This is a genomic window from Xylocopilactobacillus apicola (assembly GCF_033095985.1).
In the GTDB taxonomy this organism is placed as follows: Bacteria; Bacillota; Bacilli; order Lactobacillales; family Lactobacillaceae; genus Xylocopilactobacillus; species Xylocopilactobacillus apicola.
Genome location: NZ_AP026802.1, coordinates 550,810 through 577,574 on the forward strand (window position 1 = coordinate 550,810; position 26,765 = coordinate 577,574).

The following is a 26,765-nucleotide window of genomic DNA, read 5'->3' on the forward strand; positions in this document are numbered from 1 at the left end:
ATTAATATAATTTTTTTTGAGAAATACTTTTAACTGATTCAAACCCTTAACACTCACAATCTTTTATTTAAAGATAACTTATTTTTGTCTTGGAAAAAACCCCTTTGACCTAAAAAAACTGATTTTTTTCATCAGTTTTCATGTTTGTTGCTTAAAATTTAGAAATTTGGTCAACGTTAGCTTTTTGCCAATCTCGATCATAAAATCGTTCGTTTAGCTGATAGAGAGGCTTCCGATGGTTATTTTCTAAAAATGGTTGAACCGCACTGTCAAAATAAAGCCATCCGCGCCAGCCAAAATGAATTGTATCGGTCATAAAATAAGGAATATCTCCATCATTTGAGAGATCGACGATATGTTTGAATCCTTGTGAATCAAGCTGATATTTGATTTTAGTAACGGCATTTTGAATTTCTTTTTGTGAAAGACCTGTGTATTTTTGCCACTTTGCATTGACTGGAGGAATTACAAAAATTACATCGGTGTTGTTGTGGATGAAAGTTTCTAAGACTGCTTGGAAGTCAGCATATTCGGGCGATTTAGTAAAGCGATCCTTTTTTTGAAATCCTTTCAGCTTTTTAATTCGTTTCGATAGCTGATCATGATAGAATTTATCGCTAATCCCAAAACTGTTATTAGATGTCTGCTCTCTTCCCAAGCGGCCTGCTAAATCGTAAAGATCATTATAGTCATATTTATCCGGTAATTTCTTTGCGAACTTATCCACTTTTTTTTCGTTACGATTAGAAATAAAGAGATTAGAGAAGAAACGGTCTTCTTGCAAAAGTATGCGATGCTTCAATTTGATGTATGAAATTTCTTTATCAGAAAGAGATTTATCTTCACTTATTTTTTTAAATGCATTGCGTAATACAGCATCACTAGATGGATCCAGTAAATTAAAGAAGCGTTTAGCGACATAACGATCCATTTTGGAATTATGCTCTCGTAAAATCCATTCTGTCGCCTGTAAAGGCGAAAAATAATAGTTAAATGCATCTTTTTTAGCACCTTTTGGCACAAACCATTGTGGTGAGATGCTAAAAACTGCTTTTTTATTTTCTAGTTGCTCATTAACCGACTGCATTGTTAGAAACTGAACGAGTGATTGCGATCCTTTAGCTCCTAGCAAGAACGGCCGATAACTGCGATCGTATTTTTCAGCTAAAACTGCTGGGTGGAGAGGATCAAATCTTGACCATTCAGACGAGCCAAAAAAGGCGACATAATTACCACTAAGCGCCTGTTCTTTGACGGCAGTTCCTTTTTGGACTTTAGTCTCAAGGGCTGTTGCGGCATTTTTCTGGACCGATTTACTAACTTTTCCTAAGCCGAAGTGAAAAGGTGAGACTAATAATAAAAATACGATGATCGCGGCACAGACAATCGGACCGAAGATCTTGCAGAGTTTTTTAAACATTATTGAAGCATACCACTAACTTTATCAACAATTTTTTCGGGGGTATCCCATTCATTTCGATCAAATTCGGAAATTTGGACGTCAATTCCTAATTTCTCTTGTAATTGTAATAGCATTTCAACAGTTGCCATCGAATCCATTAATGCTGTATCAAACAGGTTAACATTCATTTGATCAGCCAGATCAGTTCCGGTAATTTCGTTTAAAACATCAAGTACTGTGTTTTTGATTTCGCTTTTTTCCATTTTTTAAAACTCCTTTTTTAACTAAACCACAATTCATTTAAAAATCCTGAGAAAATCAGAAAACTGAAACAAACAACATTCACAGTCAAAAAGATTGCGAAATATTTAGTAAACCGATTCTGAGGGATCTCTTCGCGGTGTTTCTTCTTGTAACGCAACCAAGCATCATTGATGACGATTGCAAAACCATGGAATAATCCATAGGTTATATAGTACCAGGTTAATCCATGCCAGAAACCCATGATTAACATATTTAAAACATAAGTAACATTTGCTGCGGTAATTCTTGACTTAAAGGTTTTTTTCTTCATAAACATGAACAAAAGCCGCATGTATATATAGTCTCTAAACCAAAAAGATAAACTCATATGCCAGCGATTCCAAAACTCTTTGATGTTAGGGGATTGCCAAGGTCGGTTGAAGTTCATCGGGGTCTTGATGCCCATGAAGTAAGATGTTCCAACTGCAAATAGACTATATCCAGCAAAATCAAAGAAGAGATCTGCCGAATAGACATACATAACTCCCACGAGCGGCCACGAGATGCCAAGAAAATTTCCTCGCGCGGCCATTGCCGCGGTTTTAAGGCCAGGAAGTAAGAGGGTTCCAAAGATATAAGCTAAAATAAACTTGTAAATAAATCCCAGAAATATATAATGTACTCCTTTTTGGAGCATTTCCAGGTATTCATCTCTTTTTGGAACGTTTTGATAATCCTTAACAAATCTCCGATAACGATCGATTGGACCTGAAGAAATAGTTGGAAAGAATAAAAGAAACTGTAAGAAGTTCATTAAATCTAAATCTTTAATTACTCCATCACGAGTTTCCATGATTGTCTGCACAACCCGAAAAGTCAAGTAACTAATTCCCAAAAATCCAATTAAAGTTTGCACATTATTATGAGTTGCCGTTGAAATCTTGACTAGCGCCAAAGGCAGAATAGCTAAAATGACAGCACAGTAGAAAATCCAGCCTTCATTACACTTCTTGCGATAACTTGAATAAGCAAAAGTTATCACTGTTTCATAAATCGTATAGATAATAAGGGCGACTCCTTGGTGCCAAGAAGGTCCACCAAATGTTAAGAACAAAAAAAATAAAGAAATAATTGCTTCATAAATCCTACTGCGACGGCCGTTTAAAATCAAAATAATAATAGGTATTAACGCAATAAACAGAACAATAAAATAGCTAGGATTTTCATAAGGTTGAAAATAAATCATTAAGAATTAACCTCGTTAATGATGGCTTTCAAATCAATTTTTCCATTAGGACTTTGAGGCAATTCTTCTTTATAGATGATTCTTTGGGGCACCATATAAGAGACCATCTCTTTTTGTAAGCCAGCTTTAATCTCTTCGGTGGCTTTGAGCTCATTACCTACAACAGACTTTGTGGGGACAACCCACGCAATTAACTGGGAAACTTTTTGGTCACGACCGTACACTGGAACTACAACTCCTTGTTTTACAAGTGGTTGATGTTGCAAGTGGAAGCTCACTTCTTCAAGTTCAATTCGGTAACCGTGCAGCTTAACTTGAAAATCAGTCCGACCATAGAATAGGAATTGACCAAATTGATCACGAGCACAAAGATCACCAGATCGATATTTTCTTGGGCGATCTTTAATAAAGGCAGCTTCGGTTTTTTCGGGATTATTAAGGTACCCTTTAGAGACACTGGGACCTTGAATGATCAATTCACCTTTTTCGTTATCAGATAGAACCTCGTCAGTTGTAGGATTGACAATCGTCATTAAGGTATCATCCTTTGGGGTTCCAATCGGGAGCCGATCATATTTTTCAAGAATTTCGTCAGTTATTTCCACAGCTGAGACAGCAACGGTTGCTTCAGTTGGTCCATAGGTGTTAAAAATATGAGCATTAGGAAAACGAGTTCGTAATGCTTGAGCAGTTTTATGAGTTAGTTCTTCACCGCAAAATAAGAAGTGCGTAATTTCTGGCATCGATTCAGCATTAAAAGCTGGGTTTAAAAGACAAACATCCGCAAAAGTGGGAGTTGAAACCCAAACTTGAACCTTAGTATTAGGCAAAGCGTTAAATAATTCTTTGAAATTATCAGTAACTTCTTTATCGAGAGCTACGAGGGTTCCGCCGCTGGCTAAAGTTGGTCCCCAGTTCATGACTGATAAATCAAAAGAATAAGGCGGCTGAGAGAGGTTTCTCGGCTCATTAGGGAGTGAAAACTCCGAGCTAAGCATCCAATTGACAAAGCTTAGAAGATTGTTGTGTGAAATCTGTACACCTTTGGGTTTGCCAGTTGTGCCAGATGTGAAAATAATATAGTAAGTTTCATCACTTGAAACCGCGTGATCGACTGAATATTCAACGGGTTCATTGATAATTGAACTCAATTGGTCTGGTTCAATAGTAGGGAGTTCGTTAATCTTAAAATCTGTCGGTTCGACGTTAATTAAAGCAGCAGGTTCGGCGATTTCGCCAATCAATTCCAAGCGAGTTTTAGGTGAATGACTATCGACCGGAATATAAGCATGTCCTGATTTGACAGCACCTAAAAAAGCCACTAAAGTCTCAAATTTTTGGTTTCCGTAAACCATAACTGGGCGGCTACGATCTAAATTTAGCTGATCAAGATAATTAGCTAAGCGATTGGAATATTCTCGTAGTTCGCCGTATGTATTTTTGACTTGATTATTTTCATAAACAATCCGCTCAGGGTGATCAAGCCCGAATTGATCGATTGTTTGGATAAAGTTTTCTATCATCTATAAACTCCCAATAATTTTTAAAATCCATTATAAATAAAGCCGCCACCGCCGACTCCGCTGTAACTATAAAGATAGACGAGGACTAGAAAAATAACTGTATAAAAGATGGTGGTGCAAATAAAGCGAGCAATCCCGTTATTCTTAAACGCAATCCATTTTTTCTTCATTAGTGTAAAGCAACTCCTTATCATAGACCCAAACCGTGGTAACATATACCATACTATTATATGATAAATCATCGGTTAATAAACTATTAATTAGAATTTTATTATTTATTCTAATTTTCTCCATCGTTCGCTCGACTGATTTTTAGTTAATTGTTGAGAAAATTATAGCAGACGTTGTTCAGTTTAGCTATTTCTAACGATTGACAAATATTTGCTGCTTGTTTATCCTTATTGTATAAAATCAGAGATCAAGCCGAGGCTGAAAGCTTGAAAAAATTCGTGACGTACCAATTAATCGCAGTTCGCTGCGTTATCAAACTAGTTAAATTATAGGTGGTACCGTGCAATTATGCGCCCTAAAAGTTTTTTAGTGGCGCTTTTTTTGTTTGGTAAGGAGGATAGAATGGTTTATCAAAGGCCAAAAGGAACCAATGATGTTTTGCCGCAAGAAGCGGTTATTTGGCAGAAATTAGAGAATACGGAAAGACAAATTGCTGCAAAGTTTGGCTATTCTGAAATTAGAGTACCAATTTTTGAAAACTTAAATCTATTTCAGCGTAGTGCAGGGGAAACTTCTGATGTTGTCGCAAAAGAGATGTATGAATTTACCGATAAAGGTAATCGTAAGATGGCTTTGCGACCAGAAGGAACTGCCGGAGTAGTGCGAGCGTATATTGAAAATAAACTTTTTGGACCGGAGTTTGCAAAGCCTTTTAAGGTCTATTATCTGGGACCGATGTTCCGCTACGAAAGACCGCAAAGCGGACGCAGCCGACAATTTAATCAATTTGGAGTTGAAGCTTTCGGAGTTGAAGATCCTAGGCTTGACGCCGAGACGATCACTTTGGCGGTCGAAATTTTAAAAACTCTTGAAATTACAGAAGTTAAAGTTGCTTTAAATACTTTAGGAGATCAAGAATCCCGGCAGGCTTACGAAAAAGCTCTGGTCGATTACTTGACGCCGTATGAAGCTGAACTATCTGAAGACTCCAAGATCAGATTAGTAAAAAATCCATTGAGAATTTTGGATTCCAAAGATCCAACCGATCAAAAAATTGTCGCGGACGCGCCAAAGATTATTGATTACCTTACTGATAGCGCCGCTCAATACTTTGAAGAAGTAAAGAAATACCTGGCGTTAAACGGAATTGATTTTGTCATCGACGAAGAATTGGTGCGGGGACTTGATTATTATAATCACACAATCTTTGAGTTGATTTATACTGGCGATCGTTTTGGCGGCAGCGAACTCACGCTGATTGCAGGAGGAAGATACAACCAGTTGGTAGAAGAGCTTGGTGGTCCCGCAACTCCTGGAGTTGGTTTTGGCCTTGGCGAAGAGCGATTAATTGAAATTCTCGCCCAAAATGAGGATTTAAAAGAAGAGTTGCAGCCCGAAGTCGATCTCTTTTTGGTCGGAGTCGAAGAGGAATCTGTACCAGAAATTTTCCAATTAGCCAACACATTGCGTGAACGAGGACTTTCAGTAGCTTACGATTACACGGGACGTTCTTTGAAATCGCAATTTAAACTCGCCAATCGCTTAAAATCACGTTACACGATTGTGATTGGAAGTAAAGAAATTGCAGATAAAGTATATCGATTGAAGAAAATGAGTGATGGCACTGAATTTGAGCTAGCATTAAAAGACATTACGAAGGGTAGGTTAGAAGATTAATGGCTGAAAGAACAATGTATGCAGGAGACGTCACAATTAAAGACGTCGGTAAAACGGTTACTTTAAAAGGGTGGGTTCAAAGAAGACGTGATTTAGGAGCGTTGATTTTTATCCAGCTAAGAGATCGTGCGGGGATCGTTCAATTAGTAATTCGTGAAGACGCCAATGAAGAATTGCACCAGCAAGCTTCCGCTTTACGTAATGAATACGTTATCGAGGCGACTGGTCGTGTCGTGCAGCGAGCTGATGGCGAAGCAAACGATCGGATGAAGACAGGTGAAATTGAAATTGAAGTTTCAAATCTAAAAGTCCTAAGTACTTCAAAGACGCTGCCTTTTAATATTGAAGATCACGTTGAAATTAAAGAAGACCTCAAATTAAAATATCGCTATTTAGATCTGCGTCGCCCTGAAATGCAAAGATCTTTAATGATGCGTTCAAAAATCACGCACGTTATTCACCGATTTATGGACGATCATGGTTTTATTGATATTGAAACGCCTAATTTAACCAAATCAACGCCTGAAGGGGCAAGGGATTTCTTAGTTCCTTCTAGGACTTATCAAGGAAATTTCTGGGCTTTACCGCAGTCGCCCCAGTTGTTTAAGCAACTATTGATGACATCAGGTTTTGATCGCTATTATCAGATCGCACGCTGTTTTCGGGATGAGGATTTACGAGGGGATCGGCAACCAGAATTCACTCAAGTTGATATTGAAACTTCATTTTTAAGTGATCAAGAGATCATGTCAATTGCTGAAGAGTTGATCGCCGAAGTTCTAAAAGAGGTGGTTAATGTCGAAATTAAATTGCCGATTGAACGAATGACTTGGGATTATGCGATGGAACACTATGGTTCCGATAAACCAGATCTCCGTTTTGGGATGGAGCTCATTAATGTTGAAGATGCAGTTAAAGACGCTGAGTTTAAGGTTTTTAGTTCGGCAATAAACGAAGGCGGCATTGTACGTGCCTTGGTTGTACCAGGTGCTGCTGAGAAATTTTCTCGCCGGGACATTGATAATTGGGGCGAATACGTCAAGCGCTTTGGAGCTAAGGGACTTGCTTGGTTAAAAGTTAAAGACGGTGAGGTTCAAGGACCAATCGCTAAATTCATGAAGCCAATTGCATCGAGACTGTTAGCCCAGACGAAGGCGCAAGATGGCGATTTGATTTTGTTTGCCGCGGCCGAAAAAGCAGTAGTAAACGCAACTTTAGGTTATCTTCGGACGATGCTAGGGGATCAATTGGGATTAATTGATCACGATCAGTTCCGTTTTGTTTGGATTACTGATTTTCCAATGTTTCACTATTCAAAAGAAGAAGGTCGCTACGTGTCAGAGCATCATCCTTTCACCCTGCCAACAGAAGAAACGGTTGATTATTTGGAAACTGATCCCAGCAAAGTTTATGCTTATGCCTATGATATCTGCTTGAATGGTTATGAATTGGGCGGGGGATCTCTAAGAATTCATACCCGTGAAATGCAGGAAAGAATGTTTAAGGCACTTGGCTTTTCACTTGAAGACGCCAATGAGCGCTTCGGTTTCTTAATGAATGCTCTTGATTACGGTTTCCCGCCACTCGGAGGAATTGCCTTTGGACTCGATCGTTTTGCGATGCTTTTGGCTAAAAAAGATAATATCCGTGACGTCATTGCTTTTCCAAAGAATTCAAAAGGCACCGAAGCTTTAACCGGCGCTCCGGGTGAGGTCGATTCAGCGCAGCTTGATGAACTGGGAATTAAAACTATGAGAAAAATGTCCGCCGCTGATCTTGCTAAAATCGAAAATATAACCATTGATGAAGATTTAAGTCTGAGGCGTTATCAATTAAGCGATGCAGCAGCAATTCAGGATCTAGTGGAGACTAATCGGGATCATTTGGCGAAGTTTTTACCATGGGCTAAAGATAATGATTTAGCAGCTGAGGAGAAATTTGTGCAGGAGGCCGTTGCCAGTTTTGATGCTGGGTTGAGCTTTAATTATGTGATCGAGAAATCTGGAGAAGTTGTCGGCGTGATTGATTTTCATAATATTCAAGGTAGCAATGCTGAAATCGGTTATTGGCTGGGCGCAGAATATCAGCACCAAGGGATTATGAGCCAAGCCGTTAAAAGTTTGATTGCAAGATTAGCTCCTGTTATGAAATTACACCGAGTTGTGATTAAGACTGATCCATCAAATAAAGCAAGCCAAAATGTTGCCTTAAAAGCGGGATTTACCTTGGAAGGAATTGAACACGGCGCAGTTTTAAACAATGGTGAATATAAAGATTATGAAGTCTATTATTACCTAGTTGAAGGTGTTTAATTTTGGATTCGGCGATCGAACTTTTTGAAATTTTTGTTCAAGAAGATTTGTTTTTGCGACTGGCGACGCCGAGCGATGCACCAGCGTTATTTAAAGTGCTTGCGGAGAATCGGGCTTATTTGGCTCAGAATCTTCCCTGGGTTAATAATTACTCTGAGGCAGATTTAAAAGCTTTTTTGACCGAAGCGCAGGCAGCTTTTTATCGCGGGGCAATATTTGAATATCTAATTGTTAAATCACACAAGATTATTGGAATTGTCGAGTTAAATGATGTCAACGCTAACGAGCGCTCAGGTGAAATTGGTTATTGGCTAGCTGAAAAGTTTACAGGACATGGGATTGCAACCCAATCTGTTAAAGCATTAGTTGCAGTTTTAAGCCGAGCTGCTGGAGTTCATCGTTTTGTCATTCGCACGGATCCTAATAATTTAGCAAGCCAGCAGGTAGCAAAAAATGCTGGTTTTATTTATGAGGGAATTAGGCGTGAAGATCACTTTACCTTAAATAAGTTTAGCGATTCTGCGGTCTATTATTATTTAGCGCAAAATAAAAATCAGCCTTAATACCGATCCTGTTTTTTGGTGATCGTGTTATAGTTATTTTAATCATTTAAAGGAGTTTTATTTATGAGTAAAAATTCGCGTCGTTTATTATGGATTGGGATCCCAGTAGTTATCGTTGTCATGCTAATAGGATCTTTTATTGGCACATATAATTCGTTGGCAAAATCAAAGCAGAATGTTAACGCTCAATGGTCACAAGTTGAAAATGTGATGCAGCGGCGCTACGATCTGATTCCTAATTTAGTTAATGCTGTTAAAGGTTCAATGAAGCAAGAGCAAAAAGTGTTCGGCGATATTGCTGACGCTCGTAAGAGTTATGGTAATGCATCGACTGCTTCTGATAAATTGAAAGCTGATGCAAAATTAAATAGTTCAGTTGGAACCTTAGTCAATGTGATTGGTGAGAACTATCCAGAATTAAAATCAAATTCAAACGTCAGCAGCTTGATGACTCAGCTGGAAGGTTCTGAAAATCGCATTAGTGTGGAACGTCGTCGTTACAACGAAGCAATTCAAACTTACAACAATTCAATCGTTACATTTCCGAAAAATATGGTCGCTGGTATGATGGGTTATCATCAAATGGATTACTTCAAAGCCGATGGTAAGGCGCAAAAAGCACCGACAGTTGATCTTGATACAGGGAAATAAATATCCTGTTTTTAATGCAAGAAGGGAAATCTAGATGACTCGAAAACTTATTGGAAAATTTTGGCTGTTACTAGTCCTATTGTTAGGTCTCTTGGTAAGTTTTGATCGGCCAAAAGCATCATCTGACCTTCCGAGTGCACCTGATAATTTTTATTACGATGAAACTAATCTGCTAGATTCTTCAACTAAAGAACTTGTTCAAGCCAAAAATCAGTTTTATCTTAAACAGGATTCGGCGCCCCAAGTGGTGCTCGCTGTAGTTAAGTCAACTGACGGTGATAGTATCGACAGTTATGCTCCAGATTTGTTCCAAAAATGGAAAATCGGCAACAAGAAAAAGAATAACGGAGTTTTAATTCTTTATGCCTTGAATGATGGAGCACGCAACGTCCGGATCGAGGTCGGTTATGGGCTTGAAGGCGATTTGCCGGATGCTTTAGCGGGCAAGATTTTGCGTGATCACGAAAGTGATTTGAAATCGAGTTCGCCAGAGAAGGTGAATCAGGGTTTGCAGGCGGTTTTTAAATCGGTGGTCGGAGTTGTTGATCAAGCCAACGGATACAAAACTGACGATTTACAGTATGGCAAATCTTACGTGGATGCGCGTCAAAATCAGAAATCTGATAATCCTGTCTCTCCTTATTTTTTGATCGCAGTAGTGGTGATCATCGCCTTATTAGCAGTAATTAAACCCCCAACCATTCATCAACGAGATCAAAGGCGTCATAGTCTTTTGTGGTGGCTTTTCTGGTTTTTATTAATCTTTAGAAATAATAATCATCGTGGCGGTGGTTATTGGGGTGGCTCTGGCGGCGGATTTTCCGGTGGAGGAGGCTTCTCAGGTGGCGGTGGTTCATCTGGTGGAGGCGGCGCTAGTATCTAATAAATTTAAAAAGATTACTCTTAGAAGTAGTCTTTTTGTTAAAATAAACTCTTGGAGGAAAAGTCTGATGATTAAATATTTGATCATTTATTGTCATCCGTGGCCCAAGAGTTTTAATCATGCCATTTTAGAGGCGATAATTAAGAATCTAGAAGAACACAATCAGTCGTATCGAGTGATTGATCTTTATGCTGAGCGTTTTGATCCGGTTTATGATGAAACAGGAGCCGGGACTGTTAAATACTTGTTGATGCTCGCAAATTGTGAACGGTTAATTTTGGTGCTGCCGATCTGGCATAACGGAATTCCAGGGCTGTTAAAAGGTTTTATTTATAAACTTAAAAGAGTATCAGGTGGTCAAAGAAATCTGACAAATATCAAGCAAGCTTTGATTTTATCGACTTCGTCGACGCCGACTTTTTACTATAAATATTTAGGCGGAAATATTCTTAAAAAAGATTTGATCAAACGTACTCTTAAGCCCTTAGGGATAAAAAAAGTTCGTTGGATCAATTTTGGAAGCTCTAGTCGTTCAACTAAAGATCGACGTGAAAAATTTTTAATGCGAGTTTCCAATTTAAATCTTTAAACCAGGTGTTCTTTCTAGTACAATTATTCTTCGATGGATACAAAAAAACACGAAATTTACATTTCAGAAGATGAATCAAAATTTAAATTGCCACCGGATCGAAAGTTTGAATTCGTTGCAAATGGGAAAATTTATCAAGTTAAACTCATTGATAATGATCAAAATCAACAGTCCGATTTAATTAAACAGTCATTTTGGCCCTTAATCATTGGGACAATCGCATTTTTTGTCATGGCGCAAATTACTAACAAGAAGTTTTTGCCGATTTCTGGTACTTACTCGCTTGCTAGTTTTGTGCTTGTAATTGGAGCAATTACCGCTTTTATATTATTAATGGTTTCATTTATCGGAGGTAAACTTAAAGGCGTCCCCCGCTTAAAAGCCCTGTCGTGGCGAAGCTTTCCGACGATCATTCTTGCTTTTACCAGCATTACAGTGTTCTTTTTGATGGCTTTTTTCTGGCTGATCGACGTTGCTTTTAAAGGAGCGGTCTTTGATATTTATACTTCAACGGTGTTCGCTGCAATTTTTCTAGCAATCACGAATTATAGCGTTTTATTTATGGCGAAAAACGTCTCTCCTTCAATGATTACTAATTTACTGATTATTGTAATTATTAGTGGAGTAATTTTTTCAATTATCGTTAATCAAAATTCGCGCTGGTGGCAAGTTAATTTAAGCTTTTTAGGGTCGCGGGCGGCGAAGAATGCGTGGCAGTTTAACTTTACTTTAATTCTATCGGCTTTATTGATGGTTGCTCTAGTTGATTATCTTTTCGTTTCGCTGGAGAAAATATATCCCAACAATTGGCGCCTAACGCTTTTACGAATTACCTTAACGATGACCGCGGTTTGTCTCGGCGGAGTGGGGCTATTTCCTAACGTTCACGGTGATATTTTACACGAGCTTCATGACAATTCAGCATTTTTGATGATTTATCTGCTCTTTTTTCAAATTGTTGCTGTTCGTTGGCTCTTGCCCCAGGTCAGCAAAACTTTTCTGATTGCTTCCTATGCGATGGGTGGATTTGTCCTTTTTTCTGGAGTAATGTGGCACATTTTTCACTATTTTTCTTTAACTGCCTTTGAGATTATTGCTTTTATTCTTTCGTTCTCGTGGATTTTACTTTTGATTCAAAACTTAGAGTATTTAAGCCGCAAGCCAATTTCTCGCTATATTCTAAAAGAAAATGACACCTCAGATTGAAGTGTCATTTTTTAGATAAAATCTTTTGCCAGTTCCAAATATTCATCGATGTCTTTTTTCACTAGATCAGCTCCTGACTGCCAGAAATCTTCTTTTGTTAGATAGACATTTAGATGTTTTTTAGCCAACTCTTCAACAGGCATATTCGCACTATCTCTAAGCAGTGCGATGTATTGATCTTCAAAGTCAGCACCAGACCTTTGAGCAAAAGCGTAAATTCCCAAACTAAAGAGGTAACCAAAAGTATAAGGGAAATTATAAAATGGTACCTCATCGATGTAGAAGTGAAGCTTACTGGTCCAAAAGTGGGGGTGATATTCTTCCATTGCGCCGTTAAAGGCAACTTTTTGAGCACCAATCATCATCTCGTTGAGTTCTCTTGGAGTAATGATTTGCTTTTGGCGCTTGGTATAGAAATTGGTTTCAAAGATGTAGCGAGCGTGGATATTCATAAACATTGCAACGGCGTTGACCATTTTAGCATCGAGAAGAGTTAGTTTCTCAGCTTTCGAGGTAGCAGCTTCAACATTGGCGTTGTTAATAATAGTCTCGGCAAAAGTCGAGGCTGTTTCTGCGATATTCATTGCGTAATTTTGGCGCCAATAAGGTAAATCGTAGAGCTGCATCGTGTGAAAAGCATGCCCTAATTCATGTCCAATGGTTGCAGCATCATTGACCGAACCAGTAAAAGTTAGAAAAATACGAGCTTCTTTACTGATCGGTAAGGAAGTTTCAAATCCGCCAGGCGATTTGTCAGCCCGATTCTCGGCTTCAATCCATTGGTGCTCAAAAGCAAATTGGGCTACTTTTCCCATTTTTGGTGAGAATTTCGTGAAATTTTTGATAATGAGTTCTGCAGCTTCATCAAAGCTCATCTCATGGGATTCGTAACCTTTTAGATTAAGCGGTGCCGATTGATCTTGCCAAGAAATATGCTCAGTCGGCAGTTTTAAAAGTTTGGCTTTACAATTTAAAAATTCGACCAACATTTTCTTGTTCTTTGCAACAACACTCCACATCGTGTCGAGCGTTTGACGGCTCATTCGGTTTAATTCAAGGGGGTATTCGAGAAAATTATCATAATGATGAGCTTCATAATCGGTTAAACGAGCGCCTGCTAAGTGGTTTAAAGTATCGCCTGAGAGATTTTCGGCGCTGCCCCACATCTTTTCATAAGACTGCATCAAATTTTTCCGAGCAACAGGATTGGCGATGCTATCTAACAAGTTAAGAGCTTGACCAGCGCTAACTTGGTACTTGATTCCATTTTCGTCAGCGTATTCAGTTGAAAGACCAGAAGCAATTGTTTCATAGTGGCTCGACCAGGCATCAAGGGCGTCTTGTTGCAATTTTTGCAGCAGGTACTCGGTTGACGGATCCAGAAGTCGCACGGATTTATCCCGCTGTTCTTTTAAAGTGAATGCGATTGGTGCCATTTCGGGCTTACTTAATAGTTCATCAAATTCTGTTTCACTGAGTTCTGCCAATTTACGGCCCCAGCTTTGTTCGACCTGAGTTATTTTTAAAACAAGATTTTGAATCTTGCCATAATACACGCTAACTCGCTGGTCGCTGTAATGGACTGCCTGCCACATTCCAATAAATGAGGAGATTTCGCCTAATTCGGCTTCCGCATTTTGGATTTTGGTTGCGATTGACGGAAAATCTCCCGGGTGTGCGTTTTCTAAGGTGCTTTTTACAAGCTCAATCAGCTCGTCAGTTTTTTTGAGGGCTGATTTGAGTTCAGGTGAATCAAGATCTCCACCAAATAGCGTTGAGAGATCCCACGTTTCTTTTAAATTCATGCGATAATCCTTTCTTTTTTATCCATTATACATTAAGGTCGATTTGTAATGAGCGTCCAAGTGATAGTTGTCGTATAGTTTTGGTTTGAAGCTGAATTTGATTTGTTTAAAGCATTCCCAGGGAAATAAATGCTTGCCGAATCTCTTGAGGCAAAATCGGCGTCCCAACTGCCAATTGCAGTTTGGTTAGCAGAGCTATTACTGTTAAGCACGCTCACACTTGGTCCACCAGCCTGGAGCACTGTATCATTGAAAACAGGCGGATTACTATCTAAATACTTAGAATTTCCGCTTAAGATATTGTCGTCGATGCCTTTGATAATGACGTTATTTTTATTAAAAGTTAGACTAGGACCGTGACTTTGACTAACGGTTCCATCAGGTCCACGGAAATAATCCATTTGAGCTTCCACTGTCCACGGAGTTGTCGGATCTCCTGAAGCATCTGTAACAATAAGAGAACGGCTGACAGGAGTTTGGGTTCGGTTTGTATGGAGATAATCAGTGATGTTATTTGGCGTATTAGTTGCATCATCACGGTAATTTAGATTTAATTTAGCGGTGACACTGCCAGCCATTGGTACTGCGTGGGCAAGTTTAATCGTAACGTTGGGACTATTTTCCGTGCCAAAGTCAAAATTGGGCACCGATCTAATTGTAGTTCGACCAGATTTTTGATAATTGAGCGACAGGACTTGGACGTCATTATCTGTCGTTCCCGGAATTAAACTATCGGATAAACTGGTATAACTTGGATTAAAAGTCGCAGGGTTACTAGTTTGGTCAAATTTGTAGTTAACGTCATTGATCATTTGGGCGACTGAATCCCAAGAGCCATAAGTGATCGTGCTATTTTCATTAGTAAGTTTGAGCGTTAATTTCCAACTGTTTGGAGGCTCGGTATTATCAAGGGGCCACTGAATTGAGTTACCAAAAATTCCGTCACCTTCGTGATGTCCCGCTTCGCCAGTTACTCCCGTACCAAAAGCTATCAACGCTTCTGGCAGTCCAGGATAATTATTAGCAGATGTCCCGAAATGTGTTGAAGGGGAGCCGGTGTAATTACGATTCATCACGCCTGGTAGTGGATAAGTTTGTCCATTTATGATGTATGGCGAACTAGCGGTGCCATCTACGCTGTAGTTGCTTTTAACGACTAGCGCTTGCGGATCTTCAAGGTAAGTGATCACAAAGTCTTGAGGTGAACTATCAGCGTTGCGTCCATTTTGGGTATGATCAGCCGTTGGATTCGCTTGAAGTGCAGCAGCAAGACTAGGATAAATAACATGATCAGGTCCTGTTACGACATAGGAGTAACCAGGCTTTTTTAGATCCGGATCTTTAAAGCCAAATTCGTTATTGCCGCTTCCTGGAGAAGTTAGTGATGCATCTGAGGTCGTGCTCAATTCTTTATTAATTGGATTTGAAATTGAAATGGGGGTTCCTTTAGTATTACTAGCGCTAGTTTTTAAATTAACTTGCTGAGCGTCTCCGACAATGGGTAAAGTGACACTTGCTTGATAGCCAATTGCAGGAGGAGTGAGCAAAGTGACAACACTGGTCGTTAAGATATTTGGATAGATAGCGCTACTTAGGATCGGCTGCGAATCATTCCAATAAATAGGAAAATTGCCGACTGGCTGACAAAGATGATAACCCGCTCGAATAGTTCCAGCAGTAATTAGCTGTTGATTAATATCATCAAGTCCAGCAGGGTCATTCAGAATTTTTTGACCCCAAGTTGCCGAAGCGTCGCCGTCAGTAATTTGATCGCCAAGATAATATTGGGCGGTATGCAAAGGGAAAGTATTGTTAGGATTATTGGTGTAATAACCCTTCACCGTGAAATTGACCTTAGGCATTTCCTTTAGCGTCAAGGTAGTATTTTGAGTTTTCTTCGAAAAAGTATCTAAAGTAATGTGGGTGCCTGCAGGCAGTTGATTATTATTGCTATCAAAATATGCCCACCCGTGCGGGGCGTCACTTGGAACGACTATATCATTAACTAATTGTGGATTACTATAAGACACTGTGTACGGTGTGGAGGTCTGGGTGTGATTGTAGTCCATTTTATCAATGACAAGATTACCGACTTTAGCAGCATAATATCTAATTTTAGTAATTCGATCGACGATCGGGTAAAAACCGGTCAAAGGGCTGGCTGGTCCTACTAGGAAAAAAGTACCTTTGGAAGCTAGGAAGCTGCGATTAAACGGCAGTGAGTATGCTGCACCAGGGGTATCGGTAATATGGGTATCGGAATAAAGGAGCTCATCTCCGGGGTCAACTACTTGATTTCCGTTGTGATCAAAATAGTAGTCGACCTGGACATCAGAAGCAGGAGTTGCTGGTAAATAAGTTTTCCCTTGCATCATCCGAACCAGTGGCGCGGTTTTTTGATTAAAGTAATATTTATTAGCGGTTTCGCTGGTTTGTACTCCTTGTAAGTACTCGCCAAAAGCATCCCCTCGTCCGGTCATAATAGAGTCCGTGCGGTTATTAATGCACACGGGTTGATTTAGCGTCTGATCTAAATAATTGTAGCCCTGCGGATTGCGATATTCATTGTAGTCATTTTTTTGAATTCTTAAGGGATGTCCATTTAGGACAAAGCCCGTCCCGTAATAAGTTGCAAAATTACTTTTAACAAGCGGCCCTGAACCGTTTGCCTCAAGTGATTTACCAATTGCAAAACCAAGTCCCTCTTGTTGGGTGATCCCAAGGTCAGCGTCCAATCTTAGATAACCAAAAGTCGACGTTGGATAAGCACCAAATTTAACACCCTTGGAATTTCGAACATCTTGAACTGAAATGCTGGGGCGAGTTAACAAGAAGTACATTTGACCGCTTGCAATATCACTTGAATATTGAGTAGAACCATTAGTGTTATTGAGCCATTTGCTCATTTTTAGCCAGGGATAACCAAAAATGCTATTAGCGCCAGTGACCGAATTTGGATTATCGTCCCAAAGAAGAGTATCGGCAACGACATGACTAAGGACAAAACGATTGCCCATGCCGTAGCTATCAGGTACGATTCCTGGTAAAACAAAATAAGTTTCGCCGTTGTGGACGTAAGTTAAATTCTCGTTAAAGCCGCTATTTTGTTGGATTACCGAGTCCATTCGCTGATCTTCGGTACCGGCTATGGGAATTGTCCATCCTGCTGGAACTCGATCACCGTTACTATTGATGATTCTGACCTGGACGTCACGGTAAAGGAAGTTTTTAGTGGCGGGGATAAAAACTTTTCCCTGATTGATGTAATTAACCGTAGCGGTTTTATTTTTGACCGCACTACTAGCGTTACTAATTAACCATTGGCCAAAATTGTAGCGGTTACCAACATCGCTAAATCCACTAGTATAAGCGTATGGCGGACTATATTGCCAACTACCAGAGCTAGTAAAATCAAGCCACAAATATTGGGATCCGACGTAGAAGAATTTAGTGCCAGTATAACCATTCCAGTCTTGGATTGAGACTTTTTTTAAGGCAACAGCCAGGGTATCGTTTAACTTGATGCCACTTGCAGGTCCTAAATTAATGCTGCCGTATGAACTTCCCGTTCGGCTGTCTTTAACTTGAATAGAAGGATTTGATAGAACAAGATAAATTGCACCGCTGGTAGTATCATTGCCGTATTGATTGATCCAAGCGCCCCAGTTACGAGAGTATTCAGCATTACCAAGTGGATTATTGGGATTATCCGACCAAAAAATGCCATCACGAACCAGATTAGTTACTAGGTTGGTTCCGCTTTGATTCGGATTGCCTGGTAAAACAAAATAAGATTGACTGCCCAATTTGTAAGTTAGATCGTCGGTCACGCCGCTTTTTTGAATAACTGAAGCAATTGAATCACTTCGATCGCCGCTTAAAGTAAGGCGTCCAAGATTATTGCCTTCGGGATCCTTTAGTTGAATACTTGCTGAAACTAAATCAGCCCTAGTTTGAATCTGGCTTTTATTGGTTTGATGACTTACGACCCAAATGAAGCCAGAAAAAACTACTAGCAAAAATGCAAAAATGATAAATAGTCTTTTTTTCTTCATATTATCTTTAGGCCTTTTTCCAATGATTTAGATAAACTAATTCTAAAGGATTTCTTGAAGGTGTTTACGGTAAAAATTGTAAAAAAGGAATAAAAAAATTGAAAATTTCGAATTACTCTCTGAAATGAGTTTAAAGTTTTAAGAAAAAAACTCTAAAATTTACATTTTTTATTAAATGAAATAAAAAACGTAAACAAATCAATTGGATTGTTATATAATTGAAGCGGAAAGTGATTTAAGGATAGATAGGAGTAAAAAGATGGTACGTAAAGCTTATATGATTGGAACGGGGATTGGTAACTTAGCAGCTGGAATTTATTTAATTAGAGATGGTCAGTGGGATGGAAATCAGATTACCATGTACGGTGTTAATAAACACGGTGCAAACGATGGAGCAGCATTTGCAAATTATCAAGGCGAATACAATGTTCCCACTGTTAACAATACAAAAGGTTTTTTGGCTGAGGGCGGTCGAATGCTTAATGAAGAAACATACGAAAATTTATGGGATGTTTTAAGCACAGTTCCATCCCTTGATAACCCTGGTCAATCGGTTACCGATGACATTTTAAATTTTGATCATGCCCATCCAACACATGATGTTGGTCGATTGATGGATAAGAAAAACGGGGTCCGAAATAAGAAAAATTCTGATAACTATTATCACATGCAATTTGATAACAAAGATCGGATGCTTCTGACCAGACTCATGCTTTTGCCTGAAAAGAAAGAAGAACTTTTAAACGATCTCAGTATTGAAGAATGGTTTAAAGAAAGTCCTCACTTCTTTACGACTAATTTCTGGTATATGTGGGAAACAACGTTTGCTTTTAAGAAGGAAAGCAGCGCGATGGAGCTTAGACGCTACATGAATCGGATGATTTTGGAATTTAGCCGAATTAATACGCTTGAAGGGGTAACTAGAACACCTTACAATCAGTACGAGTCAATTATTTTGCCAATGCGTAAATATTTGGAAAATCATGGGGTTAATTTTGTTAACAACATGATGGTATCTGAGTTCGAATTTGCTGATACTCCATTAAGAGATGATATTATTGTAACAGCTCTTAAAATGGAAAATGTTGAGACTGGTGAAAAGAGCGAAGTTAGAGTTGCTGAAGATGACCTTGTTTTTGATACTAATGGAGCAATTACTGATGATGCAACTCTCGGTGATTTGGATACACCAGTGACTGAAAATCATGATTATCCAGTCAGTGCAAAACTTTGGAAGCAAGCTACTGAACATTTTTATAGCTTGGGACATCCTGACAAGTTCTTCAATGACCGTGCACAGTCAGAATGGTTAAGTTTTACAATTACGACTAAAGATCACTACTTCGTTAACCAGATTTCAAGAATTACTCAGCAACAGCCAGGGAATGCCTTAAATACCTGGATTGATAGTAATGGATTGCTTTCGATTGTTGTTCATCATCAGCCTCATTTTCATGCACAAAAGCCAGAAGAAACGGTTCTTTGGGGTTATTTCATGTTCCCTCGTAAAATGGGTGATTATGTAAATAAACCGATCATCAAGATGACGGGGCGTGAAATTGTTGAAGAATTAATTGGTCATTTAGCTGAAGTTGATCCAGCGCGGGATAATATTCGTAACCATCAAGAACAAATAATGGATAGCGTCATTAATTCGATTCCAGTTTACATGCCTTATGCCAGCGCACTTTTTAATCAAAGAGCAAAAGGTGATCGTCCTGATGTTGTACCAGCTCATTCCCATAACCTAGCTTTTATCAGCCAGTTTGTGGAAATGCCTTTTGATATGGTATTTACTGAACAATACTCAATTCGGGCAGCTCAGATTGCTGTATATAAGTTTTTGGGAATTCCAGATTCAGAATTAACAAAAGTTCATCACTATGAGAAAGATCCACGGATCTTACTAAAAGCAACTAAGACGATGTTACGCTAATTTTTGCCAAACGAGAAAAAATATGCTAGAATTGAGCAGTTGTGTATGCAACCGCACTGAACTGGAGGCAAATTTAACCAGTAAGGCGAGTCTAATATAGGAGTGAAGTTAAATGTACGCAGTTTTTGCAAATGGTGGAAAACAGTATAAAGCTCAAGTTGGCGATGTACTTTTCCTTGAAAAAATTGATCAGGATGTTGACAGTGAAGTAACTTTTGATCAGGTATTGATGGTATCTGATGATAACAATAAGGTTACTGTCGGTAATCCAACAATTGCTGGTGCAACGATCAAAGCAAAGATCGAGAAGCATGGCAAAGAAAAGAAAGTAGTTACTTTCAAATATAAAGCAAAGAAACACTATCATACAAAACAAGGTCACCGTCAGCCTTATACACGTGTTTCAATCGAATCTATCAACGTCTAAGAGGTAAGTAAAAATGTTAATGAATTTTCATATTGATAATCTTGGATTAAATAAAATGGCCCACCATAAAGGGGGCGGTTCATCATCTAATGGTCGTAACTCTGCAGGCCGGCGTTTAGGTGCTAAGCGTTCTGATGGTCAATTTGTTCGTACAGGTACGATCATCTATCGTCAACGCGGAACACATATTCATCCTGGAACTAATGTTGGTAAAGGCGGGGACGATACTTTATTCGCATTAGCAGATGGCTATGTTAAGTACGAACGGATGGGTAAATTCAAGAAACAGGTTTCTGTAAACCCCGCATAATTAATGAAAAAAGCAGACACATGTTTTCCATGAATGTTTGCTTTTTTGTTTGGGAGTATTTATGGAACAAACACATTTAAAAGATTTTCAAAGTTGGCTTAGTTTAAAAAGCATCGAAGGTGCGCTTTTGTTAAACCCAGTTAATGTCTCTTATTTTACTGGTTTTACTGGCGATGAATCTTATCTTTTTGTAACGCCAAGTGAAGCACTTTTCATAACTGATTCCCGTTATTTGAGTCAAGTGAAAGCCGAAGTTAGGGGAGTTGCTGTTGAACAAAATCAAAAGGGTCTAACGGGTGTAATAAGTCTAATTCATGAAAGATTTCCTTTAAATGATTTAGGTCTTGAACTGAGTTATGTATCAGCCAGTGATTATTTGACAATCAAAAAGAAGATTTTGTGCCCTGTTATTGATATTGGAGCACAAATTGATAGTTTACGACAAGTCAAAGATGAAGAAGAGATCAACTGTATTAAAAAAGCTTGTGCAATCGCAGATCAAGCTTTTATGCAAGTATTAACAGAGATTAAACCTGGAATGACGGAATTAATGGTTGCCTCTAAGTTAGAAAGCCATTTTAAGGAGTTAGGTTCCACTGGTCCTTCATTTGAAACTATTGTGGCAGCGGGGATTCGTTCTTCGATGCCGCACGGCAGTGCTTCGACCAACGTAATTAAAAGTGGTGATTTGGTGACCTTGGACTTTGGTTGTTTCTATGAGGGCTATACATCAGATCTTACGAGAACCATTGGAGTTGGTAAAATCAGTAAAGATCAACAAGAAATTTATGATATAGTTTTAAAAGCTAATGAAGAAACAATAAAAATCCTTCGACAAGGTGTTACCGGTGCTGAAATGCATGAGAAAGCTCATAATATCATTGATAGCGCTGGATATCAGCAATATTTTGGACACGGGACCGGTCACGGAATCGGTCGAAGTATTCACGAAGGTCCGGGAGCGTGGGGAGGTTATCAAAGTCAGCCCGTTGTCAGTGGCAACATTATCACAATTGAACCCGGTATTTATTTACCAGATCGTTTTGGCGTAAGGATTGAAGATGACGTTTTAATAAATGATCAAGGATATGAAGTTTTAACAAAATCACCAAAGAATGAATTAATTATAATTTAAGGGAGTTAGTAATGATATCAGTAAATGATTTTAAAAATGGTTTAACAATTGGAACAGGAAAAGATATTTGGCAAGTTGTAGAATTTCAGCACGTAAAACCAGGAAAAGGCGGTGCTTTTGTTCGTTCTACTTTGAGAAACTTAAGGAGTGGTGCAGTTCAAGATAAAACTTTTAGAGCGACTGAAAAAGTTGAGAAAATTGACGTAAATACTCGTGAAATGCAGTATTTATTTAATGACGGTGGCACATATACTTTCATGGATACCGATACATATGAACAAATTGAAATTCCGCAAGAAGCAGTAGGGGATCAGATTAAGTACCTTAAAGAAAATATGTTAGTTAGTATTTCGAGCTACGAAGGTGAAACTTTAGGGATTGAACTACCAAATAAAGTTGACTTAACAGTTACTGAAACTGAACCAACAATTAAAGGTAATACTGCTTCTGGTGGTTCAAAACCTGCTACGATGGAGACGGGATTAGTTGTTCAAGTTCCATTTTTTATCAATCAGGGAGACGTTTTGACAATTAATACGACCGATGGTTCTTATATCTCAAGGGCATAAATAATGGCAAATTTAAGAAGTGGCTTAAAACTTAGTAGTAGTAATACTGTTGCAGGCAAAGTGTCAATTTCGGCTAAAGCGCTGGAAACAATTATGGAACTGACCGCTGGCAGTGTCAAAGACGTTAACAAAATGACGCGAGTCTTCCAAACGGTCTTTGGTTCAAATTTTCCGGAAGTTCGTTTTGTTCATGCGGCTACCTTGAAGTTAGTTAATCACGAATTGGTGGCTGAAATATATCTTAATCTTAACTATGGGGTTAATGTGATCCAAACAACATATCAGGTACAAAGTGAAATTATCAATCAATTTAAGGAAATGTTGGACTTAGATTTAGCTAAGGTTCAAGTCCATGTTGTTGATTTGATCGATGATGATCAAATTGTTGACGAAGCATGAAAAGAAGGAAACAACGAGATTTATTAGTTAAGGCAGTTTTTGCACACTTTTTTCAGACAGATCTTTCGGTAAATGAAATTTTTGATTCATTATTAGAAAATTTTGCTGAGGAGCCACTAACTCAAGGGGAACGTGAAAATTATCTTGATCCTTTAATTGATCAATTGGTAACTGATGAAAGTTTATACCAAGAGTTAATTCAAAATCATTTAAAGAAAACTTGGAAATTAGAGCGAATTGCGCGACTTGATTTGGCAATTTTAGAGGTTGCGGTTTCAGAGATCAAAAATTTAGCGGAAGTTCCTTTTGATGTTACAGTTAACGAAGCGGTTGATTTAGCTAAACTTTATTCAACTGAGAAATCTCCAAGCTTTGTTAACGGAATTTTGGTTCAAATTTTTGATGAGGTTAATCAAGATGACAGCGATAATTCTTGATGGATTAGGCCTGGCTAACGAGTTAGCTCTTGAACTTAAACAAGAAGTTAATTCTTTAAAAGTGATTCCGGTTCTCAAAGTAATTTTAGTTGGCAACGATCCTGAGAGCCAAATTTATGTTCGCAGCAAAGAAAAACGTGCTAGAGAGATCGGCATCAATCTTGAAGTGGTTTCGCTACCTGAGACTATTGAAGAAAGAGAAATTTTAGATCTCATTGATCGCTTTAACAAGCAAGATGAAGTCGATGGGATTATGGTGCAGCTGCCTTTACCCCAACATATTTCTTATCACAACATTATTAATGCGCTTGATCCAACTAAAGATGCTGACGGTTTTAGCGCAGTTAATATGGGAAAACTTTGGCTAAATGAGCCCAATTTCATTGCCCCAGCGACACCAAAGGGGATTATGACCCTTTTAGATCATTATCATCTTGAGCTAGCTGGGAAGAACTCCGTAATTATTGGACGCAGTAATATCGTTAGTAAACCCTTGGCCAGCTTGCTATTGGCTCGTAACAGTACGGTGACGATCACTCACCGTCAAACGACCAATATTATTGAGATTGCGAGGCAAGCAGATTTTTTATTTGTTGCAACAGGGCAAGCTGAAATGGTTGATAAATCGTTTGTCAAACCTGGAGCAGTGGTTGTCGACGTGGGGATTAATCGAACAGATCACGGACTAGTTGGTGATGTTAACTTCTCTGAGGTCAAACAAGTAGCAGGTTATCTAACTCCTGTACCCAAAGGAGTTGGACCAATGACTGTGATTTCTTTAATGGAGCAAGTAGTCAGCCATGCCAAGATGAGAGAGGAAAATGGAGCAAAATCAGACTAATTACGATCAGTTTTTAAGTGTCAGTCAAATTACAGCTTATATTGGCAAAAAATTTAGCCAAGATCCTTATTTAGATCAGGTTAATATTAAAGGTGAGATTACAAATTTTAGAGAGCGACCTAATGGACATCAGTATTTTAGTTTAAAAGACGATGGTGCCAAAATTGGGGTCACTCTTTTTCGTAATATTTACCAAAAAATTAACTTCAAGTTAAAAGACGGCGATATGATAGCTTGTACAGGGCGGATCAACGTTTACGCGCCAGGGGGAAGTTATTCCTTAATCGTTGAATCGTTAGAACCGTACGGCCTGGGCACTCTTTTGGTGCAGTTACAGGAACGTAAGGAAAAATTGGCTAAGATGGGTGTTTTTGCGCCCGAACGAAAACGCCCAATTTGTCGTTTTCCAAAGCGAATTGCTGTCATCACAAGTCCCAGCGGTGCGGTTATCAGAGATATTATCACAACAACTAAACGAAGATTTCCTTTAGTGAAGCTGGTTTTATTTCCAGCGGTGGTTCAAGGAGATCAGGCGGCTAATTCGGTGCTGCATCAATTAAAGCAGGCAAATGAATTGGGTGATTTCGATACGATAATTATTGCTCGCGGTGGCGGGTCGTTTGAAGATCTATGGCCCTTTAATGATGAAGCTTTAACCGTTGCGGTTGCCAAGAGCCAAATCCCAGTTATAACTTCTGTTGGTCATGAAACTGATACAACTTTAGTTGATTATGCAGCCGATCTTAGAGCTCCGACGCCGACAGCGGCAGCCGAGCTTGCGACTCCAAGACGAGATGAGCTACAGCAGATGCTTATTCAGTTGCGTAGCGCATTAAAGCAGGCAGAGCTAGGGTATTTGGCTAACTTGACAGCTAAAGTTCGTCCGCTGACTCAAAGTTACCTGTTTCGTCGACCGGAGGCTTTTTATCAGAATCAATTAATTTCTTTAGACCATCTCACCGAGTTGCTTAGAAGAAGTGAAAGCCAAACGATAAATAAGAATTTAAATTTATTGCAATCACTTACTCAGCGGCTAAAATCTTTTGCGCCTGAACGTCTAGTGCGTCAACTGACACTTGAGCGCGAGCAGCAAAATAATTCAATGCAGCGGGCAATGAGGACGTACTTACAGAATAAAAAAGGTGAATTTGCTAATTTGAGTCAGAATTTGGTGATGTTGGATCCACATCAAGTTTTAAAGCGGGGCTATGCTATCGCTGAAAATGAAGAACATAAAGTAATTGATAGTATTAAGAAGACGGCGGTGAAGCAGAAAGTTCGCTTGATTTTAAGTGATGGCGCAATTATTTCAACCGTCAATGAGATTGAAGGAGAAGAAAATGGTCACGAAAAAAACAGCTGAGGAAAATTTAAGTTTTGAAGAACAAATGCAAAAACTTGAAGAGATTGTTAAGCAATTAGAAGCAGGGAATTTACCTTTACAAGAATCCATCGATCAGTTTAAACAAGGGGTTGAACTTTCTAAGAAGATGGAAAAAACCCTTTCGGAAGCACAAAAATCGATTGCATCTATTATTGATGAAAAAGGTGAATTGAAAGATTTTGCGGAGCAAACAGATGATGAAGGAGTTAATTAGTCACTTTAACGAATATTTAACCGATCTATATTCTAAAAAAAAGATTAATCCGCGGCTTAAAGAGGCCATTAATTATTCGCTTTTAGCTAGCGGAAAAAGGCTTCGGCCGCTTTTGTTTTTTACCATTTTGCAATCTTTTGGACGTGAAGAAAATAAAAAAAACTTTGCGCCTGCTGCGGCAATTGAGATGGTTCATACGTATTCTTTGATTCATGATGATTTGCCAGCCATGGACAATGATAACCTTAGAAGAGGGAAGCCAACCAATCATGTGGTATTTGGTGAGGACTTAGCAATTTTAGCAGGTGACGCGCTTCTTACGGATGCTTTTTGGGTAATTGCAGAAAGTGAATTTAGTTCACAGCAAAAAGCTAATTTCAGTCGAAGCTTAGCACAAGCCGCGGGCTCATTAAATATGGTAAGCGGTCAAGTTGAGGATTTGTTGATGAATCAAGCAAATGACTTAGCAATTAAACAAATGCACTATCACAAAACTGCTGCAATGTTTGTCGCAGCTGGTGAGTTTGCAGCGATTGCGCTGGAATTAGATGCTATAAAAACTAAAGCACTTAAAGATTTTGCTGCCAATTTTGGCATGGCATTTCAACTTGCTGATGATTTAGCTGATTTTAAGTCAGAAGCTGATGACAGTAATAATTTTGTTGCTGATTTTGGAGTGGAACAATCTTTAAAGACAAAGATGGATTACCGGCAAAAAGCTTTTATTGCTTTGAATCAGCTTGAGAGCCCCGAGCCGCTAAAAAAATTCTTGGATTTGGTGAATTAA

25 protein-coding genes and 1 pseudogene are annotated in these 26,765 nt (G+C 38.9%); 19 read left to right on the forward strand and 7 right to left on the reverse strand.

The genetic code is table 11. The features are described 5' to 3' along the window. Positions 1-151 precede the first annotated feature (151 nt). From dltD to R8495_RS02795, 5 genes are read right to left on the reverse strand one after another with little or no spacing between them, the layout of a single operon-like run. Complete coding sequence (gene dltD, locus R8495_RS02775) at positions 152-1,420, reverse strand: D-alanyl-lipoteichoic acid biosynthesis protein DltD (RefSeq protein WP_317636043.1); 1,269 nt, start codon at positions 1,418-1,420, stop codon at positions 152-154. Then, a complete protein-coding gene (gene dltC / locus R8495_RS02780) occupies positions 1,420-1,665 on the reverse strand; it encodes a D-alanine--poly(phosphoribitol) ligase subunit DltC (RefSeq protein ID WP_317636044.1) in 246 nt (81 codons plus the stop codon). The genes dltD and dltC overlap by 1 nt, the downstream gene beginning before the upstream one ends. A 17-nt stretch (positions 1,666-1,682) precedes the next feature. Beyond that, positions 1,683-2,891 (reverse strand): D-alanyl-lipoteichoic acid biosynthesis protein DltB, encoded by a 1,209-nt coding sequence (gene dltB / locus R8495_RS02785; protein ID WP_317636045.1) that lies wholly within the window; start codon positions 2,889-2,891, stop codon positions 1,683-1,685. Continuing rightward, positions 2,891-4,414: a D-alanine--poly(phosphoribitol) ligase subunit DltA gene (dltA, locus tag R8495_RS02790; protein WP_317636046.1), complete on the reverse strand. Its 1,524-nt coding sequence runs from the start codon at positions 4,412-4,414 to the stop codon at positions 2,891-2,893. The genes dltB and dltA overlap by 1 nt, the downstream gene beginning before the upstream one ends. Positions 4,415-4,434: 20 nt before the next feature. Then, a complete protein-coding gene (locus R8495_RS02795; RefSeq protein WP_317636047.1) occupies positions 4,435-4,584 on the reverse strand; it encodes a teichoic acid D-Ala incorporation-associated protein DltX in 150 nt (49 codons plus the stop codon). Positions 4,585-4,987: 403 nt separating this feature from the next. Here R8495_RS02795 and hisS point away from each other — a divergent pair, with 403 nt between their 5' ends. From hisS to R8495_RS02835, 8 genes and pseudogenes are all read left to right on the forward strand, one after another. Continuing rightward, positions 4,988-6,262, forward strand: a complete 1,275-nt coding sequence (hisS, locus tag R8495_RS02800) for a histidine--tRNA ligase (RefSeq protein WP_317636048.1) — start codon at positions 4,988-4,990, stop codon at positions 6,260-6,262. Beyond that, positions 6,262-8,013, forward strand: a pseudogene (aspS, locus tag R8495_RS02805) (aspartate--tRNA ligase); the annotation flags it as partial. The gene hisS and the pseudogene aspS, both read left to right, overlap by 1 nt. A 9-nt stretch (positions 8,014-8,022) precedes the next feature. Further along, a complete protein-coding gene (locus R8495_RS02810) occupies positions 8,023-8,574 on the forward strand; it encodes a GNAT family N-acetyltransferase (protein ID WP_317636574.1) in 552 nt (183 codons plus the stop codon). A gap of 2 nt (positions 8,575-8,576) precedes the next feature. Beyond that, a complete protein-coding gene (locus R8495_RS02815; protein ID WP_317636049.1) occupies positions 8,577-9,137 on the forward strand; it encodes a GNAT family N-acetyltransferase in 561 nt (186 codons plus the stop codon). Positions 9,138-9,200: 63 nt separating this feature from the next. Beyond that, positions 9,201-9,788, forward strand: a complete 588-nt coding sequence (locus R8495_RS02820; RefSeq protein WP_317636050.1) for a LemA family protein — start codon at positions 9,201-9,203, stop codon at positions 9,786-9,788. A 34-nt stretch (positions 9,789-9,822) separates the two neighbouring features. Beyond that, positions 9,823-10,671 carry a TPM domain-containing protein gene (locus R8495_RS02825; protein ID WP_317636051.1) on the forward strand — a complete coding sequence of 283 codons (849 nt, stop codon included), beginning with the start codon at positions 9,823-9,825 and terminating at the stop codon, positions 10,669-10,671. Positions 10,672-10,738: 67 nt separating this feature from the next. Then, positions 10,739-11,260, forward strand: coding sequence for an NAD(P)H-dependent oxidoreductase (locus R8495_RS02830; protein WP_317636052.1), 522 nt, complete (start codon positions 10,739-10,741; stop codon positions 11,258-11,260). Positions 11,261-11,293: 33 nt separating this feature from the next. Further along, a complete protein-coding gene (locus tag R8495_RS02835; RefSeq protein ID WP_317636053.1) occupies positions 11,294-12,466 on the forward strand; it encodes a DUF998 domain-containing protein in 1,173 nt (390 codons plus the stop codon). A gap of 11 nt (positions 12,467-12,477) precedes the next feature. On the opposite strand, the gene R8495_RS02840 is transcribed toward R8495_RS02835, so the two are convergent. Beyond that, the gene (locus R8495_RS02840; RefSeq protein WP_317636054.1) at positions 12,478-14,271 is read right to left on the reverse strand and encodes a M3 family oligoendopeptidase; all 1,794 of its coding nucleotides are present in this window, start codon (positions 14,269-14,271) and stop codon (positions 12,478-12,480) included. 32 nt (positions 14,272-14,303) lie between these two features. After that, positions 14,304-18,326 carry a WxL domain-containing protein gene (locus tag R8495_RS02845; RefSeq protein WP_317636055.1) on the reverse strand — a complete coding sequence of 1,341 codons (4,023 nt, stop codon included), beginning with the start codon at positions 18,324-18,326 and terminating at the stop codon, positions 14,304-14,306. Between the two features lie 259 nt (positions 18,327-18,585). On the opposite strand from R8495_RS02845, the gene R8495_RS02850 reads away from it, so the two are divergent. The 11 genes from R8495_RS02850 to R8495_RS02900 all read left to right on the forward strand — a co-directional run bounded on the left by R8495_RS02850 (position 18,586) and on the right by R8495_RS02900 (position 26,765). Further along, the gene (locus tag R8495_RS02850) at positions 18,586-20,262 is read left to right on the forward strand and encodes an oleate hydratase (protein ID WP_317636056.1); all 1,677 of its coding nucleotides are present in this window, start codon (positions 18,586-18,588) and stop codon (positions 20,260-20,262) included. Positions 20,263-20,374: 112 nt separating this feature from the next. Then, positions 20,375-20,689 carry a 50S ribosomal protein L21 gene (rplU, locus tag R8495_RS02855; protein ID WP_317636057.1) on the forward strand — a complete coding sequence of 105 codons (315 nt, stop codon included), beginning with the start codon at positions 20,375-20,377 and terminating at the stop codon, positions 20,687-20,689. A gap of 19 nt (positions 20,690-20,708) precedes the next feature. Then, positions 20,709-20,999, forward strand: a complete 291-nt coding sequence (rpmA, locus tag R8495_RS02860) for a 50S ribosomal protein L27 (protein ID WP_425613260.1) — start codon at positions 20,709-20,711, stop codon at positions 20,997-20,999. Positions 21,000-21,060: 61 nt separating this feature from the next. Continuing rightward, positions 21,061-22,134, forward strand: coding sequence for a M24 family metallopeptidase (locus R8495_RS02865; protein WP_317636059.1), 1,074 nt, complete (start codon positions 21,061-21,063; stop codon positions 22,132-22,134). 11 nt (positions 22,135-22,145) lie between these two features. Continuing rightward, positions 22,146-22,703, forward strand: a complete 558-nt coding sequence (efp, locus tag R8495_RS02870) for an elongation factor P (RefSeq protein ID WP_317636060.1) — start codon at positions 22,146-22,148, stop codon at positions 22,701-22,703. 3 nt (positions 22,704-22,706) lie between these two features. After that, entirely contained in the window at positions 22,707-23,102 is a 396-nt protein-coding gene (locus R8495_RS02875) for an Asp23/Gls24 family envelope stress response protein (RefSeq protein WP_317636061.1), read from the forward strand. After that, positions 23,099-23,539: a transcription antitermination factor NusB gene (gene nusB / locus R8495_RS02880; RefSeq protein ID WP_317636062.1), complete on the forward strand. Its 441-nt coding sequence runs from the start codon at positions 23,099-23,101 to the stop codon at positions 23,537-23,539. The genes R8495_RS02875 and nusB overlap by 4 nt, the downstream gene beginning before the upstream one ends. Next, positions 23,520-24,380 (forward strand): bifunctional 5,10-methylenetetrahydrofolate dehydrogenase/5,10-methenyltetrahydrofolate cyclohydrolase, encoded by an 861-nt coding sequence (locus R8495_RS02885; protein ID WP_317636063.1) that lies wholly within the window; start codon positions 23,520-23,522, stop codon positions 24,378-24,380. Before nusB ends, R8495_RS02885 begins: the two co-directional genes overlap by 20 nt. Continuing rightward, positions 24,361-25,743: an exodeoxyribonuclease VII large subunit gene (xseA, locus tag R8495_RS02890; RefSeq protein ID WP_317636064.1), complete on the forward strand. Its 1,383-nt coding sequence runs from the start codon at positions 24,361-24,363 to the stop codon at positions 25,741-25,743. Before R8495_RS02885 ends, xseA begins: the two co-directional genes overlap by 20 nt. Further along, a complete protein-coding gene (locus tag R8495_RS02895) occupies positions 25,721-25,978 on the forward strand; it encodes an exodeoxyribonuclease VII small subunit (RefSeq protein WP_317636065.1) in 258 nt (85 codons plus the stop codon). The genes xseA and R8495_RS02895 overlap by 23 nt, the downstream gene beginning before the upstream one ends. Continuing rightward, on the forward strand, positions 25,959-26,765 hold the full coding sequence (locus tag R8495_RS02900; RefSeq protein ID WP_317636066.1) for a polyprenyl synthetase family protein: 807 nt from the start codon (positions 25,959-25,961) through the stop codon (positions 26,763-26,765). The genes R8495_RS02895 and R8495_RS02900 overlap by 20 nt, the downstream gene beginning before the upstream one ends.